Genomic DNA, 17,883 nt, shown 5'->3' with positions numbered 1-17,883 from the left:
TTTAATTGGATGAATAGGCTTCGATTAAACGTTTGATATGCTCCAACGACTCGGTTTCCTTTAAGGAATCCTGATTTTCTTTATTGCTGAGAAGCCGGGTCAGTTGGGAAAGTGCTTTCAGATGTGTCGTATGGTCAACCGCCGCAATGCAAAACAAAAGCCTTACCGGATACTGCTCATCATCCAAAAAATAGACCGGCTCCTTCAGTTTCAGGAGACTCATTCCCACCTTTTGGACGCCCTTTTCAGGTCTTGCATGAGGGATGGCAATCTCGGGGCCGATAATCATATAAGGTCCCATCGTTTTGACATTGTCGATCATGGCATCCGTGTATTCCTTCAAGATCACCTCCTTATCAAGCAAAGGCTTTGCCGCTGTTTGAATCGCTTCTTCCCAGCCTTTGATTTGGTCGGCCATTTGAATGGTTTCATCTGTCAGAAGATCTTTCAGCACTGGTCGTTTCCCCCTTGTTTCCGTCACTTTTTGAACAAATGCAATATTTTTCAATGATTCTCTTAGTCCTTTTTCGTCTATGATACTGGCATGCTTCTTGAGGATGTGAAGAAATTCGTCTGTCAAAAGCTCCCTTTGCTTCACACCGAACATTTCCTGATACACTTCATTGACAAGCCTGCTTTTTTCAGCGGGCGTCATCAGCGGCCTGACCATGTAGTATCGCTTTTTGGTTTTCAGCTCAACGGTGGAAAACACGGCATCATAATGATCAAAGACGTCAGGTGTGAATTCCTGCAAAGACATCGCTTTCTCAACGACAATCTCTGAAAATAACGATTCAAGCTGGCGCCTGACCATTAAGGATGAGCTGACACCGCTCGGACAGACGACGACTGCCGTCTTTTTGGATGACCCGGACTGCACCGGCTGCTCAAGCAATGCACCAAAATGAATTGTGATAAAGCCGATTTCTTCCTCTGGAACCGGTTTGTTCAACAGCGCTTCAAGGTGCCGCATCAGCTTTTGAACGATGGTAAACAGTTCTTTATGCTCTTTCTTAATTTTGCTGAGCAAGGGATTGTGAATCGGAATGCGGTATTTCATTCTGAAATATGCCGGCTTCAAGTGCCGGTAAAGAGATTCCGCCACCTCGCGCCTCCTGGGAAATGTGATGCATGCTCTTGATTCAAATTCAAATACAAGTTTTTCACACAGCTGATAAAGCGGATCATGTGCCGGCTGCTGTCCGAATGAAAGACCGAGCAGCTGGATCAAAATGTAGCAAAGTTCCGTTTCATGAACGGGAATCCGAAGCTCATTCACAAGCCTTACGGCTGCGTTTTTCAGCGGACTTTGCTTTAAAAGCTCACCCTCCTCCTGGTGAAAACGGACAATTTTTCCTTCGGCCACTCTGATCGAATACATCATCAGAAAGTAGATAAATTCATTAAGCCTTTCTTCGACGAGTTGAAGCCCGTATTCTTTTGAGACAAGTTCAACCGCTCTTTTAAATTCTTGTTGTTTGTGATCGCGCGAGCCGGAAATTTTTAAAATATAATGAAGGATTTCTTTGCCGTAAGGCTTTTGCAGGAAAGAAGAAAGGTGGTGCATGACGGGAACTCTTTTATCAAACTCGCTTCCTATTAAATGATAGCCGCGCTGTCTTGTATATTTGATCGCCACTAAAAACGGAGTCAGCGCCTCATTCGCTTTTTTCACATCATTCATGACCGTATTTTTGCTGACCTGCAATAGCTGTGTCAGATGAGCGGATGAAATCGGCTCCCTGCGGACAAACAGAAACATGTACAAGGCCTTGATCCGCTCTTCCTGCGTAAAAATAAACGAGCGGCCGATGTCTGAACAGGCTTCGGAGAACCGCAATTCAAGCAATGTTTCCGGAACGGCCAGCCTGTTCTTTCTTTTATATTCGATTTCAGGCAGCTGCTTGCCGGTCAGCCAATGATTGATTTTGTCCAGGTCATAGCAGATTTGCCGTTTCGATAATTGAAAATGATCAATCAGCTGATGCATTGTCGCCTCTCTGACACGCAGCAAATATTGGAGCAATTGAGCAGGACGTTTCTCGTTGATCATTTTTGCGACCCCCTTATTGACATCATATAATAAAGCGCTTTCATTTTGTTTGCCGATTGGGCACAATTCATGGGACTTCCGATCTTCAAGATTGGTCTGATATCCTTCTTTTTTATCGTATAAGCATGAAAAAACCTCTCAGAAGGTGTTGAGAGGTTTTTTCTATCAATCAGCTGCATGCCAATATACTTTCATCAAATCTTCCGACCATTTCGGCTGTATGATTTGTCCTTTCGGGAGAAACTCTTTCATCACCGGTTTGATATCGATTACAGGTGTTCCGTCAATCGCATCCAACCCTTTCACTACAAGCTTGCTCCCGGATTTTTCAAGGAGGGTGACAACGGTCGCGCCGAGCCTGTTCGGCCTGTTTTTTCCCCGTTGGGCGAAAATGCCTGTCTCAGGATAGTTTTTATTGTTTCTCGGGCGCCTCGCCTTATATTGAATGTGTTCCTCTTTTACTTGATGAAAGTAAAAGATAATGTCCAAATGGGAAAATTCTTCGATCCCTTTTAAAGCGTCCGGATGGATGCCTTCAGCCAACTTAATTTCAGAAATCACATCGCCCCAATGATCATCCTTCGGGAAAGTCCGCAAGTTTTCCACAAACGCGACAGGCTTTATTTCTATCAATCTTCTCCCCCGCTTTCACTTTGCTCCATAAAAATTCCGATCTCTGCTTTCACTGCAGGTTTTCCGTTTACTGAGGCGGTTCCTTTGCCGAATAAAAACCCCCGTTTATAGCGGGAAACTTCAAAGTATAGATCAAGTTTGTCTCCCACAACGGCCTTGCCGGTGCATTCGGCTTTTTTCACCGAAGACAGAAAGCCGATTTCAGCCGGTTCTTTCAACGCAGTAAATGCTGCGGTCTGAGCCAGCGCTTCTATTAAGATGAAAATGGCATTTCCTTTTGATTTTCGGTGATGAACCAGTCGTTTTCCGTTATGAATTTATAGCCTTTCACCCATTTTCCCGGCTCACTCTCTACAACACAATCTATGAATAGAAATGGGTATCGATGCGGCAGTACAGGGTTGTTCATGCTGATCATCTTTTTTTTCAGCAGTTTCATTTTTTTCTCTTTTTAAATGGCTGCTGAACGATCAATTGCAAGCTTCACCATGACCAAAAGCCGGGGCTTAAGCTCCGGCTTCGCTTCATCAATTCGATTTCAGATTGTCGGGGAAGACGGTCAGATCTACTCCCCATAAATGCGGAAGAATGTAGAACACAGCTCCGACGATTAAAATTAGCGTGAAAATATTAATGACAAAGCCGGTTCGAACCATTTCGCTGATCTTCAATTTGCCCGATGCGAAAATAATTGCATTCGGCGGCGTGCCGACCGGCAGCATGAAGGCGCAGTTTGCCGCCATTGCAGCAGGCACCATTAATGCGTACGGATGAACATTCAGCGCTAAAGCGAGCGAGGCCAGTACAGGCAGAATCATGGTCGCCGTAGCCGTATTCGACGTAATCTCCGTCAAAAACAGCACCAATGCCGTTGAGATGATGACAATAACCACAAAGTTAAATCCATCCAATACCGTCAGCCTTCCGCCGATCCACTCCGCCAGACCCGTTTCTTTAAAACCTGTTGCGAGCGCCAAGCCTCCTCCGAATAAAAGGAGAATCCCCCACGGCAAGTCCTTTGATACCGACCAGTCCAATACCCTGCCCCCTTTATTGAGCGAAGGGATCAAGAAGAGCAATGAAGCGGCGAATATCGCAATCATTGTATCGTCAATACCCGGTATTTTGTCATCCCATAAAAACGTTCTCGTCACCCACATAAACGCGGCAAACCCGAAGACGAGCAGAACCATTGTTTCTTCAAAACTCATCTTTCCAAGCTTTCTTTTTTCTTCGAGAATCAATTCTTTTCCGCCCGGAAGCTCCTTCATCTTGATCGGATGCGCCACTTTCGTCAAGTACAGCCATACCGCTACAAGCAAAATGACGACGACCGGAACGGCAAAAGCCATCCATCCGCCGAAAGACACTTCAACTCCGTACAGCTTCTTAATATTGGCCGCCAAAATAATGTTCGGCGGCGTGCCGATCAGCGTACCGAGTCCGCCGATTGTCCCCGCATACCCGATGCTGAAGATCAGCGCTTTTGAAAATTTCGCCTCTTCTGCGGCTAAATCTTTTCTTTCAGACTTTATGACAGCTGATACCTGATGAATGATAGCGGTTCCAATTGGAAGCATCATCATCACCGCGGCCGTATTTGAGACCCACATAGACAAAAATCCTGTGGCCGCCATAAAACCGAGGACGATCCTCGAGGTGCTCGTGCCCACTACAGAAATAATATTGAGCGCAATCCGTTTATGGAGATTCCAACGTTCCATCGCAAGTGCAATCAAGAAGCCCCCTAAGAATAAAAAGACGATCGGATCGCCGTAGCTCGACGTGACAGCTGCCCCTTCCAGCGCCCCCGTCAGCGGAAGCAGCACGATCGGCAGCAATGATGCAGCCGGAATCGGAACAGCCTCCGTAATCCACCAAACCGCAACCCACAAAGTAGTCGCCAATACCATTCTACCTTCATAGCTCAGACCCTCGGGAAAAAAGAACAAAAGGACAGCGAAAAACAATGCAGGACCAAGCAGCAGCCCGATTTTTTGAGGCGTTTTATAGCTCGGCGGCTTCTCTTCCTTCATGGTTTGTTCCGAATTTATCTTTAAACCGGCATCTTTTCCCGCCCTGACAGGCATGGCGAACAAAAGCAGCCTCTTTGCTTCCCGGTGTGATCTCCAAAGCATATCCCATGCTGACACAACGCTTGATTTCATAAAAAACTCCCCCTTCCCCTCTATCTATAAAGCGCTTACAATAATAATCAAAAAGTAATCTGCCGACTGTCGACAGTTATAACTTAATTATAACGGACAGCTAATGGCAGTCAACACTTTTTTTGTCACAAAATACTCAATATTATGGTAATTTTAGATTGATGGTATTTCTCTCTTTTTGCTAGACTATTAGTGATTTCCGCAGTGAAAAATAAACGAGGTGAACAGCGTGAAGTTTTCGATCCAACGTGCAGTCTCTTATCATGATCAAGTCCATCATTATTTAAAAGATATGATTATTAAAGGAGGATATCAGCCCGGCGAACGGATCTATGAATCCAAAATCGCCAAGGAGCTGCAAGTGAGCCGCAGCCCCGTCAGAGAGGCGATTCGGACACTTGAACAAGAAGGCCTGTTATTGATAGATGATAAATCAAAAATTACAGTTTATGAACCGACAATCAAAGATCTTGAAGAAATATACCAATGCCGTCAGGCGCTCGAATCCCTGGCCGTTTCTTTGGCGACTCGCCTTGCCTCTAATGAAACACTGGAGCTCATTTCCGAAACGCTCTCTGAGGCGCATAAGCACCAGAAAAGCCAAGGTCCGGAGTCGGCTAATGCTCTGCTTCGCCTAAATACGCAATTTCATGATGCCATCATCGAAGCGAGCGAAAACGAACGCCTGCAAAAACAGCTGCTTGATTTACGGTCGCTGACCTTTTTCTACCGGAGCAAAAACCTTGAAAAACCGGAGCGCACTCTTGAAATCATCAATCAGCACGAGGAGATTCTGCGTCACATGCAGGACAGAAATGACGCAAAAGCAGCCGAATCAATGAGGAAGCATATAGAGGCAGACCTTTGCTACTTAAAAGAGGTGTTGTTCAGAAGCAGTGCCGCACGCTAAAAAAGCAGGGTTCCCCCTGCTTTTTTCAGCTCTGACAGACAAATTCGGCTGTTCGGTTGATCTCTTTGATGACATCCGGCAGGCGATCGCGATCATTCACTGCATGAACGCGCTGAAACCCTACGGCTGCAGCTCTCTCCCCCGCTTCTTCAGTGAGGCAGAACGCCTGAAGACGGGCAGCCGTTTTTTCCGGATGGAGGCCGACTGTCTCCGCCTCGTTTACGAACAGCTCGACGCATGTTCGATTTGAAAACAACACTATATCAATAGGAAACTCATCAATTTCCCGTTTGATGATCGAGGTAAAGCGGCTGTCGATCACCCTGTCATGTGTAATCAATACCTCGCACCCGGAGTGCGGGTAATTTTGCACGGCTTCCCGGCTGCCGATCAGCAAACAGCTGCCCGAGACCGGCATTTCCGTTTGCAGAAAGGCTTCAAATCCCCGTTCTTCAAGAGCTGCTTTTACATGCTGATCTGAAGCGTAAAGCCTTCCGCGCATTTCCCTGACATCGATCTTCAAAGCAGCAAGCCGGCTGAAAAATCTGCGCAGTGACGCACTTGAGGTGAACAGCAGGCTGTCAAAACAAGCGATTCGACCTAAAAGTGCATCGTCAGGCACCGTTTCGGCCGATTTCCATTTCGGCCATTCCACAACTTCAGCGCCTTGTTCACGAAGCGCCTCCACTGGAATTTGTTCTTCTTCACAGCTTTTGACTGCCATGATGTTCAGCCCGATCAAAGGCTTTTCTTCAAACCAGCTGTTCTGCCTGAATGATACGATGTCGCCGATGACGATAATCGCGGGATTTTTGATCTGATGCTCGGTTATTTTCTCCCTGATATTCTGCAATGTCCCTTTAACACTCCGCTGCCGGCCCCATGTGCCCCATTGGATGGCCATTGCGGGAACAAGGGGGGACTTGCCGTGTTTCATCAGCTGCTCGCATATATAACCAAGGTTTTTGATCCCCATGTAAAAGACGAGGGTTTGGACGCCCTTGGCCAGCCCTTCCCAATTCATCTCCGGTTTGCCCGATTTATCATGGGCGGTGACAACGGCAAAGGATGAAGCGAAATCGCGGTGGGTCACAGGCAGTCCGGCATAAAGAGGAGCGGCGATTCCCGATGTAATGCCTGGCACCATCTCGTACGGGATGCCGTGTTCGCTGACGGCGGCCGCTTCTTCCCCGACTCTGCCAAACACGCTCGGGTCTCCTCCTTTCAGCCGGACCACTTTGAGGCCTTTCAGCCCCTTTTCAATGAGCAGTGCATTGATTTCACTTTGCCTCATATAATGGCGGTCCGGGAGCTTGCCGCAGTAGACAAATTCGCATGATGCTTTTGCATGCTCAAGCAGCCGGGAATTGACGAGCCTGTCATACAATATGACATCCGCCGCCTCGATCAGCGTTCTTCCTTTTAATGTGATCAATCCTGAATCGCCCGGTCCGGCCCCGACAAAATAAACTTTCCCATTCCCCATCAACTGTCATCCTTCCATCTGCCGATTATGTGAACGCGTTTGTTTTTTTAATAAAGAGGGGTCACGTTCTGCGACCCTTAAGGCTTTTGAAATATTGCGTTTCGCTTGTTGCGCCGTTTAATAAACGATATACAAATCTTCGCCTTCAACGACCGTTTCGTATGTCTGCACACACCCCGTGTCAGGCTCTTGGACTTTGCCGTCTTCAAGGCTGATCTTCCAGTCGTGCATCGGACAGAAGACGAATTCGCCGCTTACCATTCCTTCGGCAAGCACGCCCCCTTTGTGGGGGCAGCGGTTTTCAATCGCGCGGACGCTGCCGTTTGAAAGCTTGAATACCGCGATTTCCTTGTCCTTGATGAACACTGTCTTCCCAAGCTGATTCGGCAAATCCCCGATCTTCGAAACAAACACCTTTGTTAAGTTCTTGTTCACCATGTGAATTCCTCCTCAAGTTGGTTTTTCATTTTAGGAAGTGACAACATTTTCGAATAGCTGTCTTGTTGTCTTTCCGTCTTCCAAAAAGTCTTTCCACGGGTCTTTATGGACAGACAGCGCTTGATTGATGCGGTCATTCAGCTCTTTGCGTTTTTCTTTATCATTCAATACGGATTGGACGTGGGACAAGCCGACACGTTCGATCCATGCAGATGTCCGCTCTAAATAGTTGGCTGTTTCACGATAGTATTGGAGATATGCGCCTGTGATTTCGATGACTTCTTCAGCCGTTTTGACTTTCATTAACAGATCGCCTGCACGCAGATGTGTGCCTCCGTTTCCGCCGACGTAAATTTCCCAGCCGCCGTCGATGCCGACAACGCCGATATCTTTAATGCCGGATTCAGCACAGTTTCTCGGACAAGCGGAAACCGCCATTTTAATTTTGTGAGGCGTGTAGAGCCCTTCAAATTTTTTCTCAAGGTCAATTCCGAGAGCCATTGAATCTTGCGTTCCGAAGCGGCAGAACTGTTCGCCTACGCACGTTTTTACGGTTCTGAGCGTTTTTCCGTAAGCAAATCCAGAAGGCATGTCAAGATCAGCCCATACTTTCGGAAGATCCTCTTTTTTGACGCCGATCAGATCGATCCGCTGGCCGCCGGTCATTTTCACTAGAGGAATTTCATATTTGTCGACGACATCGGCGATGCGCCGCAAGTCATTCGAATTGGTGACCCCGCCGTACATCCGCGGTACGACTGAATATGTGCCGTCTTTTTGAATGTTGGCGTGCATCCGTTCATTGACGAAGCGGGATTCTCTTTCATCTTCATATTCCTTCGGATTGATCATGCCGAGGTAGTAGTTAAGCGCAGGGCGGCATTTGGAACAGCCTTCCGCCGTTTTCCAGCCGAGCACGTTCATGACTTCTTTTGTATGGGTCAGCCCTTTTTCTCTGATTTCGGCCACGAGTTCGTCTCTTGAAAGGTCCGTACATCCGCAAATCGCTTCTTTTTGTGCTGAAGCATCAAATTCTGAGCCGAGCGTATGCTGGAGAATCTCTGCGACAAGCGGCTTACATCCTCCGCAAGAGCGCGATGCGCCTGTGCATGCTTTAATTTCATCCGTCGATGTGCATCCCTGCTCTTTGATCGCCTGAATGATCATTCCTTTCGAAACGCCGTTGCAGCCGCACACGATCTCATCGTCGCTCATCGCAGCGGTCAAGCTCATGCCTTCTTCCTGATTCAAAGGCTGCAAGATTGAAATTTTTGAAGTATCAGAAATATCCGCTCCTTTTTGAATCATGGAAAACAGCCTGTTTCCTTCGCTGCTGTCTCCGAACAGTACGGCGCCGATCACCTGATTGCCGCGCAGAACGATTTTTTTGTAGATTCCGTCCTGTTCGTCAAACACTTTGAGCGCTTTTTTGTCTTCTCCGTCATCCTCATTAAAGTCACCGGCAGAAAAGACCTCAACACCGGAAACCTTCAGCTGGGTAGATAAAACAGATCCTTCATACGGAGCCGTTTCAACGCCGCAGATTTTTTTGGCAAGCACTTTTGCCTGTTCATAAAGAGGCGCGACAAGTCCGTAGGCAATGCCCCTATGCTCCGCGCATTCTCCGACAGCGTAAATGTTGGGAACTTCGGTCTCCATGTAATCATTGACGACGATTCCTCTGTTTACCGGAAGGCCGCAGTCTTTGCCGAGCTGAACGTTCGGCTTGATTCCGACCGCCATGACGACCAAATCGGCCTCAAGCGTTGAGCCGTCTTTGAATTTTAAGCCTTCGACACGTGTTTCTCCGTAAATTTCTTCGGTCTGCTTTTCCAGTAAAAATTTCATGCCCTGCTTTTCCAGCTCTTTTTGCAAAAGCCGTCCTGCGGCTGCATCAAGCTGACGCTCCATCAAATATGGCGCGAGGTGGACAACGGTAACATCCATGCCAAGGTTGAGAAGTCCGCGCGCTGCTTCCAGTCCCAGCAGCCCGCCGCCGATAACTGCTGCTTTTTTGTACGTTTTGGAAGCTTCGAGCATGATATCCGTATCCTTGATATCACGGAAAGCTGTTACACCTTCTTTATCCGCTCCGGGCAATGGCAGAATAAAAGGGAGAGAACCTGTCGCCAAAATCAGTTCATCATACGGCTGGACTCTTCCCGTATCCGTGATGACGGTTTTGGACTCCGGATCAACTTTAACGACTTCTTCACCTGTATACAGCTGAATGCCGTTTTCTTCATACCAATCCCAATCATTCAGTGTAATGTCCTTAACATCCGTATCTCCTTGAAGCACTTTGGAAAGAAGAATCCGGTTATAGTTTGGGTGCGGTTCGCTGCCGAAAATCGTGATCTGAAACTCTTCGTTTGAAATTTTAAGAATTTCTTCAATGGCCCTGACCCCGGCCATACCGTTCCCTACAAGGACAAGCTGCTTTTTTTTCACTATGATCCTCCCCTTTTTCAAAACAATTCACTATACGCCCTAAACAAGTATTCTATTTACATCTTTAAAACTATCACAAATTATAGTTAATTTTGTAAACTTTTTATGACTTTTTATGACAATTTATTCACAAAATTGTCAACTGACGGACGAATTTTCACGGAGCAAACCTTAAATCCCGGCATGCTGCAGGACGGATCGAGCGTTTCCGCTATCAAATCGTTCACATTTTGCGAATCCGCCCAATGTATCGGTACAAAAACGGTATCCGGCCTGATGGCTTCCGACCATTTGCTCCTGACGATGATGCTGCCTCTTTTTGATTCCACCCTGACCAGCACCCGGTCGCCAATATTGTACTTTTCCGCCGTTTTCGGATGGATTTCCATAAATGATTCAAAGTGTCTCGCCTTGAGCGCAGCGCTCCTTCTCGTCTGTACCCCGGTTAAATAGTGAGACATCACCCTTCCGGTCGTCAGAATAAGGGGATACTCCTCAGTCGGTACATCTTTTTTGACCTTTGGTTCGTTCGGGACGACGCACATTCTTGCTTTTTTGTCCGGGTGGGAGAAGGATGATTCAAACAGGCGCTGTGTTCCAGGGTGCCCCTCTTCTGGACAGGGCCATAAAATGCCGCCTTCCTTTCTCAGACGTTCATAGGTGATGCCCGAATAGTCGGCAATTCCGCCGCGGCTCGCTTTTCTCAATTCATTAAAAACATCCTCTGCCGATCGATATGAAAAATAGCGGCCTTTTCCAAGCGCTTTAGCGATATCGCAAATAATTTGCCAGTCATGCCTCGCTTCACCGGGACACGGCTTTGAGGCTTCCCTTAATGTCACTCTGCCTTCCAGATTGGTCATCGTTCCTTCGTCCTCGAGATAGGATGATGCTGGGAGAACGACATCCGCGAGTATTGCCGTTTCAGAAAGAAACAAATCAACGGCGGCAAAAAACTTTAATTTACCCAAAGCGGATTTGACAAAGCCGGCGGTCGGGCTGGATACAACAGGGTTTGAACACATTAAAAACATTCCTGTAATTTCGCCTTCATGAACTTTCTTCATCATTTCATAAGCGGATACGCCTTTTCCCGGAAGATCTTCAGCTTTTATGCCCCAAACATCCGCAATATAGGCGCGGTCGGCTTCATTTTCAATCGAACGGTAACCTGGCAGCTGGTCTGCTTTCTGCCCGTGCTCCCGCGCCCCCTGCCCGTTTCCTTGCCCGGTGACGGCGCCGTAGCCGCAAGCATATTTGCCGATTTTCCCCGTTGATATTAGAATATTCAGTAAATTTCTTACAGCAGCCGTTCCGTCAGTCTGCTGTTCAACCCCTCTTGCCGTGAACAGCATTCCCGTCTCCTCGCGGGCGAATTTTACCGCGGCTTTTTTGATCTGCTCGATTTGTATCCCGGTTTTGGCCGAAATGTCTTCAAGCGATAAAGATGCTACATGGCGCTTGACCTCTTCAAACCCTTCAGCTCTATCTCTGATAAAAGCTCCGTCTGTCAGCTGTTCTTCAATGATGATTTTCAGCATTCCGTTTGCGAGCGCGGCGTCTGTTCCCGGCTTGATTTTCAAATGCAGGTCGGCGATCTTGGCCGTTGCCGTTTCGCGGGGATCAATGACGATGATGTACGCCCTGTTTTGCTTCGCTTCTTCAAAATACGGCATGATCGTCGGCTGGCACTCGGCGATATTCGTACCTGCGAGGATGATGACCCTTGCATGGGGGATCTCGGAAAGGGCATTTGTCAGTCCCCGGTCCATTCCGAAGGTTTGATTTGCAGCTGTTGCGGCCGCCGACATGCAAAGCCTGCCGTTGTAGTCAATATGCTTCGTCTTCAAGGCGACGCGGGCGAACTTCCCGAGCAGGTACGCTTCTTCGTTTGTAATGGACGCGCTGCCGTATACACTCAAAGCATCGCGGCCGTCTTCATGCTGGATCGCTGTTACTTGTTCTTTGATGTACTGAAGCGCTTCTTCCCATGATACACGGACAAATTCGCCGTTTTTTTTGATCAGCGGATGGGTGATTCTCTCTGAATGAAACGCGTGCTGATGGGCGTTCATCCCTTTCATGCACAGCCGCCCCTTTGTCGTCGGATTGTCTTTTCCGACCGCCGTGTATTTTTTTCTTGTCACAATCGTCTGTTCAATGAGCTGCATTTTGCACTGCATGCTGCAAAATGGACATTGGGTGTCATACGTTTTTTCGGATTGCACTTCTTTTTGCTTTGTGCGAAAGTACTTTAGCAATCGTTCTGTCATTTCACATCAGCCCTTTTATCATTTCTTGCTGAGCCAGCCGCTTTTCTTTTTCAAGCCGTTCGAACAGCTGGCCGCGAAGTCCGTTGTCAAATAAAACTTCCCGGATATGAATGATGCCGGCGCGTTCAATCCAATGCCCGATCTTCTCAAGATAGTTTGCTGTTTCGCGGTAATATTGAAGCAGGCCTTTCATGAGTTCACCCGCTTCCTCCGCCGAGTCGGCTACTGAAAGCAGCTCTCCCGGGGAAGCATGCTGTCCTCCTTGGCCGCCCGCATAAATCTCCCATCCTCCGTTTACTTTGAGAAGTCCGATGTCATGAACTGAAGCGTACACGCAATCGTCCAAACAGCCCGACACCCCAATGGAGACCTTGGCCGGAATGAGGAGGGATTCTGCTGCTTTTTCCAAGTCTGCTGCCAATGTTTGAATCTGCGGTGATCCGCATGGGCACGTTTTAACCGCGGCGATCCGCTGCTGTTGCGGCAGGCAATACGGCATGCCGAGTTCTTCTTTCACGCGCTCTATATGCTCCGGCTTGATGCCGGCAAGCTTTAATCTCTGATGGTGTGTCATGTACACCTCTTGAATTTGATATTTTTCAATCACTCCTGCAATGCGCTTCAGCTCTTCGGCATTCGTCCGGCCTCCGTACATTTGCGGGATGATGGCATCCGTCTCCTCTTCGTGCTCCTCATAGGCGATGTCCGGACGGATCATTTTTAAATAGTAGTGAAGCGCGGGCACGCAAATCCGGCATCCGCTGCTATTTTTCCAGCCGAGCGCCGAGATGACTTCGTGAACGGAAGAAAGATTTCTCATCTGTATTTCGTTCACGACTTCATCTTCCGTGAATGAAGTGCAGGCGCACATCGGTTGTTCCGCCGCAGATATGTGACCATCATGTTCGGCGGTATGGAGGAGCAGTTCCTCGACCAACGGCCTGCAGCCGCCGCATGACCCGGAAGCTTTTGTACAGCGTTTGACCTCCTCGGCCGTCTTTAAACCGTGCGTCTGTATCGCTTCCATGATCATGCCTTTTGAAACCGCGTTGCATTGGCAGATCGTTTCACGAACCGCCATAGAAGCGACTGAACTGTCTTCCTCCGATTGAAACAGCTCTTTTTTGACAACGGTAATATCCCTTTGTTTGATGATGCTTTCCAACAGCCTTTGGCTGCCGCTGGTGTCTCCGTATAAAATGACGCCGGCCATTTTATCCCCTTGAAAGACCGCTTTTTTATAGACTCCGGCCGCTTCGTCTAAAAGTTTAATAGCCGTCGTCGAGTCGTCCTCTGTGATTTTCCCTGCCGAAAAGACGTCGATTCCGGACATTTTTAAAGCCGCGGACTGAACGGAGCCCTGATAACCGGAACATTCGAGGCCGCAAATATGTTTGGCCAGCACTTTCCCCTGCTCATACAGTGGCTTGACTAAGCCGTAGACCGTTCCGTTATGCTCCGCGCATTCACCGACGGCGTAGACATTTGGAACATTTGTCTCCATATAGTCGCTGACGATGATCGCCCTGTTGGTTGAAATACCGCTCGCCTTGGCCAGTTCGATATTCGGTCTGACACCGGCAGCCATGACGACGAGATCGGCGCTGATCTTCGTCCCGTCTTTAAACCGCACACCCTCGGCGCGCGATGTTCCTAAAATCGCCTCTGTATCTTTCTCCAAAAGAAAATGGATCCCTTGACGCTCCAGCTCTTTCTGGAGCATGGCAGAAGCCGGCGGATCAAGCTGAGTCTGCATGATGGAGGAAGAGTGGTGAACCACATCAACCTTCATCCCGAGGTTTGCCAATCCCCGCGCCGCCTCAAGGCCCAATATTCCCCCGCCGATGACGGCCGCTTTTTTAAATCGCTTTGATGCGTTTATGAATGCCCGGCAATCGTCTATTGTTCTAAAACCATATACCCCTTCTTTGTCTGCACCATGAACCGGGAGGATAAACGGGGAAGAGCCCGTCGCAATGATCAGTTTGTCATAAGCGATTTCGCGGTTTTGATCTGTCGCCACCGTTTGATTAACCGTATCGATTGCGACAGCCGTTTCCCCTGTATAAAGGGTAATCCCGTTTTCTTCATACCAGCTCCGGCTTTTTGTCATCACATCGTTCCAATCCGTTTCTCCCTGAAGGACAGAAGACAGCAGAATCCGGTTATAGCCCGGGTGTGGTTCGCTGCCGATGATGACGATCTCAAACCGGCTCCCGCCGTGTAGTGAAATCTCTTCGGCCGTGCGAACCCCTGCCATGCCGTTTCCTATTAAAACAAGCCTTTGTTTCCCCATTTTCTCCCCTCCCCTCTGCAGCTTTGCTCCGGATTATTATTTCACATTGCATCGCTAAAGCGTGCAAACCTGTTACATTTCCTGACAAAAAATTTTAGAAACAGGACGGTTTGACCAGTACCCATTGACGACGATTCAACGGCTTTGGCCGCGATGTTAAAGTTCAACATTTCATCACATTTTTTATCACGTTCCGCTTGTTTCTTTTCCTTCAATCTACTAGGCTTATAAGTACAGAACATAAAGAACGGGGGAGGAGAATGCTACCGATTAAAAGAAGGGAGCAGATTTTGGCTTGGATCAAAGAAGAAGAATCTCTGCGCATTTCGGAAATTTCGAAAAGGCTGAACGTCTCTGAAATGACCGTTTACCGCGACATTAAACCGCTCGTTGAAAACGGGCAGGTCATCAAGACCGCAGGCGGAATTACGCTAAACAAGCCGAAGCAGCAGCTTGGGCAGCTTTGCGTCGTTTGCGGAAAAGGGGCAGGTTCGAGGCTTGCCGTGCAAATTGTCAAAAACGACAGCCAAATTGAACAGTTTTGCTGCGTGCATTGCGCAATGCTCCGCTATGAGAAAGTGAAAGATGATGTATCACAGATTATCTGCAGGGATTTTTTGCTGGATACGACGATCAGCGCCAAAGCTGCCGTCTTTTTGCTGGATACAGATCTTCATTTGAACTGCTGCGAGCCGCATGCGCTCCCTTTCGCTTCTGAAGCAGAAGCGCGGAAATTCAAAAAAGGCTTTGGCGGACAGCTGTTATCGTTTGACGATGCCGCGCTTCTGGTCCAGAAAACGATGAAGAACAGCTGCTGCAGCCTGAAGACATGAAATTTTGTTAAGAGATTGGATGAATGTGATGAAAAGAGCAACACTCTGGGCAGTTCTGGCTGTTCTTTGTACCATTCTGCTGCCAAAAGCCGCTTTTGCTCACGCTTATATCGTACAATCAACTCCTGCTGAAAATCAGGAGCTGAAAAAAGCGCCTGAAGAAATTAAGATCGAATTCAATGAAGCGATTCAGAACGGGTTTCATTCGATAACGGTCAGAAATTCGTCGGGTGAACGGGTAGATTCCGGCAAAACGGAAATCGACCCCCAAAACGCAAAGATCATGACCGTCAAGCTGAAACCGAAGTTAAAGGATGATATCTACTCGGCCGAATGGAGAGCCGTATCCGCAGACGGTCATCCTGTATCAGGCACGATCCCTTTTAGTATCGGAAACATTCAAGGCGGGCTGCCGAAAGATCAGCAAAATCAAGCATCAGGCCTGCCGGCAGCCGATATCGTCATTGAACGCGTCCTTTTGTATACCGGTTTCTCCCTGTTCATGGGAGCCGCTCTTTTTCAGCTCGTCTGGCACCGACCTGAAAACGGCTGGCCGGGTGACAAAAAGCGCCGTCTGAAGCGGATCACGAATGTGGCGCTCTTATTGACAGGGGCTGCCATCATCATTCAGCTGCCACTGCAAACAAAAACAAACGCAGGCGTTTCCTGGATCGGGGCTTTTCAGCCTTCGCTTTTAAAAGAAACGCTTCTGAATACGACGGGCGGAACGCTGTGGCTGATCAACATCGCCATCATCGCCTTGCTTGTTTTCTCTTCGAATAGAAAAGGCCTGAAGAGCGCGATCTTGAGCCTGTTCCTTTTTGCCGGACTATTGTTCGTCAAATCGCTCGACGGCCATGCCGCTTCGACGAGCGCAGGCTATATGACAATCGCGATGAACTTCATCCATCTGAATGCCGCTTCCATTTGGACTGGCGGACTCGCGATGTTTGTGCTGTTTTTCGGAAAAGACTGGCTGAAGCCTGACAAAAGTTTGATATGGGAAACCATTCGGCGCTTCTCGCCATGGGCGCTCGCTTCAGCAGGGCTACTCATATTCTCGGGCCTTTTCAACAGCTTTTTCATTGTTCATACACTGGATAACCTGTTCGGGACGGCTTACGGAAAAGCGCTCCTTGTGAAATCGGCGCTCGTCCTTCTCATGATCGGACTCGGGGCATTTCACTATTTTCGTTTTAGAAAAGCGCCGAAACAGCAGGGCGGCCGTTCGATGAAAGCTGAATGGGCGGTCGGGCTTCTCATTCTGCTGACCACGGCGGTTTTCACCAATATTCCAAGTCCGCCCGCGCCGCTGCCGCAGCCTTTCAGTGAGACGAAGCAGCTGACGGAAGGAAATACGCTGTCACTCCGAATCAGCCCAAACATGCCGGGCTCAAATACGTTTGAAGTCACCGTCAGAAACAGAAAAGGAGACGTCGTCAAAGATATCCAAAAAATTGAATTAACCGTTGAGAAAACCGGGCTTTTCGGGGATGACAAGGAAAGCACGTTCAGCCTCAGCAAAAATAAAGACGGTGTTTTCCAAACGAAAAATTTAAATTTAAGCGAAGACGGCATCTGGAAGATCCGCGTTCACGGATTAACGGCGTCATTTGAGGAAATCAGAACAGTTTTCAATGCAAAAATTAATAAAAAGGAGTTTTGATTATGTTGAAAAAGACATTATGGATGGGTGCAATCCTAGCATCATTTTTGCTTTTCTCCGTGCCGGTCAGCGCACATGTCACGGTAAAACCGACCGAATCAGCAGCAGGCTCATGGGAAACATACACTGTCAAAGTACCGGTTGAAAAAGACAACGCCACGATCAAGGTCGTTCTCAGCATGCCGGACGGTGTTGAATTTCAGCAGTATGAACCGGTGCCGGGGTGGAAAACAAGCACTGAAACCGGCAAAAACGAAAAAGTAACAAGGGTGACGTGGGAAGCCGAAAACGGCGGCATTCAGCCTGGTGAATTCCAGCAGTTTACCTTCACCGCCAAAAACCCTGACAAAGAACAAAAGGCCGCCTGGAACGCATACCAATATTATAAGGACGGCACAATTGTCGAGTGGACCGGTGATGATGACGCCGATACCCCGCATGCAATCACAAGCATTGTCGACGCTGCAAAACTCGGACACGAAACGGTTGATGCACACGGCGCTTCAACGAAACAAAACGCTGCCGCAGAAAATGAAGACAGTCAAGGAGGACAAGGGATTCAAACCGCTTCCCTGATCCTGTCGATCCTCGCCGTGCTTCTTGGAGGTGCTGCGCTGCTCTTGACAGTGCGGAAAAAGAAATCGTAAAAAATGAAATGCTGTCGGGAACAACCCGA

General features: G+C 48.2%; 12 protein-coding genes and 1 pseudogene. 4 read left to right on the top strand and 9 right to left on the bottom strand.

The window, feature by feature from the left end; translation table 11 throughout:
- Position 1: 1 nt before the first annotated feature.
- From TRNA_RS23940 to TRNA_RS23915, 4 genes and pseudogenes are all read right to left on the bottom strand, one after another.
- Positions 2 to 2,053 (bottom strand): BglG family transcription antiterminator, encoded by a 2,052-nt coding sequence (locus TRNA_RS23940; protein ID WP_011197553.1) that lies wholly within the window; start codon positions 2,051 to 2,053, stop codon positions 2 to 4.
- Between the two features lie 165 nt (positions 2,054 to 2,218).
- Positions 2,219 to 2,686 carry a tRNA (N6-threonylcarbamoyladenosine(37)-N6)-methyltransferase TrmO gene (gene tsaA / locus TRNA_RS23930; protein ID WP_003178998.1) on the bottom strand — a complete coding sequence of 156 codons (468 nt, stop codon included), beginning with the start codon at positions 2,684 to 2,686 and terminating at the stop codon, positions 2,219 to 2,221.
- Positions 2,683 to 3,095 (bottom strand): annotated as a pseudogene (locus TRNA_RS44020) (3-hydroxyacyl-ACP dehydratase FabZ family protein). The gene tsaA and the pseudogene TRNA_RS44020 overlap by 4 nt, the downstream one beginning before the upstream one ends.
- Positions 3,096 to 3,213: 118 nt before the next feature.
- Entirely contained in the window at positions 3,214 to 4,854 is a 1,641-nt protein-coding gene (locus tag TRNA_RS23915; protein WP_009330168.1) for an SLC13 family permease, read from the bottom strand.
- Between the two features lie 229 nt (positions 4,855 to 5,083).
- On the opposite strand from TRNA_RS23915, the gene TRNA_RS23910 reads away from it, so the two are divergent.
- Entirely contained in the window at positions 5,084 to 5,764 is a 681-nt protein-coding gene (locus tag TRNA_RS23910; RefSeq protein WP_003178989.1) for a GntR family transcriptional regulator, read from the top strand.
- A gap of 25 nt (positions 5,765 to 5,789) precedes the next feature.
- Here TRNA_RS23910 and cobA read toward each other — a convergent pair whose 3' ends face one another.
- From cobA to nirB (TRNA_RS23885), 5 genes are all read right to left on the bottom strand, one after another.
- On the bottom strand, positions 5,790 to 7,250 hold the full coding sequence (gene cobA, locus TRNA_RS23905; RefSeq protein ID WP_003178986.1) for a uroporphyrinogen-III C-methyltransferase: 1,461 nt from the start codon (positions 7,248 to 7,250) through the stop codon (positions 5,790 to 5,792).
- Positions 7,251 to 7,367: 117 nt separating this feature from the next.
- Complete coding sequence (gene nirD, locus TRNA_RS23900; RefSeq protein ID WP_003178983.1) at positions 7,368 to 7,688, bottom strand: nitrite reductase small subunit NirD; 321 nt, start codon at positions 7,686 to 7,688, stop codon at positions 7,368 to 7,370.
- A 30-nt stretch (positions 7,689 to 7,718) separates the two neighbouring features.
- Positions 7,719 to 10,139: a nitrite reductase large subunit NirB gene (nirB, locus tag TRNA_RS23895; protein ID WP_003178981.1), complete on the bottom strand. Its 2,421-nt coding sequence runs from the start codon at positions 10,137 to 10,139 to the stop codon at positions 7,719 to 7,721.
- Between the two features lie 113 nt (positions 10,140 to 10,252).
- A complete protein-coding gene (gene nasC, locus TRNA_RS23890) occupies positions 10,253 to 12,412 on the bottom strand; it encodes an assimilatory nitrate reductase catalytic subunit NasC (RefSeq protein ID WP_011197552.1) in 2,160 nt (719 codons plus the stop codon).
- Position 12,413: 1 nt separating this feature from the next.
- Positions 12,414 to 14,708, bottom strand: coding sequence for a nitrite reductase large subunit NirB (gene nirB, locus TRNA_RS23885; RefSeq protein WP_011197551.1), 2,295 nt, complete (start codon positions 14,706 to 14,708; stop codon positions 12,414 to 12,416).
- Between the two features lie 260 nt (positions 14,709 to 14,968).
- Here nirB (TRNA_RS23885) and TRNA_RS23880 point away from each other — a divergent pair, with 260 nt between their 5' ends.
- The 3 genes from TRNA_RS23880 to TRNA_RS23870 are packed head-to-tail and all read left to right on the top strand — an operon-like array spanning position 14,969 to position 17,854.
- Entirely contained in the window at positions 14,969 to 15,541 is a 573-nt protein-coding gene (locus tag TRNA_RS23880) for a DeoR family transcriptional regulator (RefSeq protein ID WP_009330174.1), read from the top strand.
- Positions 15,542 to 15,560: 19 nt separating this feature from the next.
- Positions 15,561 to 17,207 (top strand): copper resistance protein CopC, encoded by a 1,647-nt coding sequence (locus TRNA_RS23875; RefSeq protein ID WP_009330175.1) that lies wholly within the window; start codon positions 15,561 to 15,563, stop codon positions 17,205 to 17,207.
- Positions 17,208 to 17,209: 2 nt separating this feature from the next.
- Positions 17,210 to 17,854, top strand: a complete 645-nt coding sequence (locus TRNA_RS23870) for a YcnI family copper-binding membrane protein (RefSeq protein ID WP_003178971.1) — start codon at positions 17,210 to 17,212, stop codon at positions 17,852 to 17,854.
- Positions 17,855 to 17,883: the final 29 nt, after the last annotated feature.

The sequence above is a fragment of the Bacillus licheniformis DSM 13 = ATCC 14580 genome (assembly GCF_000011645.1).
Lineage (GTDB): Bacteria > Bacillota > Bacilli > Bacillales > Bacillaceae > Bacillus > Bacillus licheniformis.
The sequence above is the reverse complement of the archived record's forward strand: the minus strand, read 5'-3'. Positions and strand labels throughout refer to the sequence as shown.